Raw genomic sequence first — 262 nt, 5'->3', positions numbered from 1 at the left:
CAATCAATGATTAGCCCTCTCCCGCAGAGGGCTTTTTTGATTATGAATGAGGTTCACCAAACAAAATTAAAGAACAAGTTAGAGAATTAACAACTTCTGTCATGACATCACTAACCGCTAACCCTCCTGCCGTACGACGACGCAGCGATCGCAGCACAACCAAATCAAATGATCGCGCAGCCCGAATAATCACTTCTGCCGTGGGATCATAAGCAATGGTCTTAATGCGATAGTTAATCTCTGCCCCTCCTTGCTGCAATAC

General features: G+C 45.0%; 1 protein-coding gene. It reads right to left on the bottom strand.

The window, feature by feature from the left end; genetic code table 11:
• Nucleotides 1-40: 40 nt before the first annotated feature.
• Nucleotides 41-262: adenine nucleotide alpha hydrolase family protein (locus R0J87_RS21690; protein ID WP_498888891.1), on the bottom strand; the 222-nt coding region annotated here is incomplete at its 5' end.

The organism is Halomonas sp. SIMBA_159 (genome assembly GCF_046536035.1).
In the GTDB taxonomy this organism is placed as follows: Bacteria; Pseudomonadota; Gammaproteobacteria; order Pseudomonadales; family Halomonadaceae; genus Vreelandella; species Vreelandella venusta_A.
The sequence above is the reverse complement of the archived record's forward strand: the minus strand, read 5'-3'. Positions and strand labels throughout refer to the sequence as shown.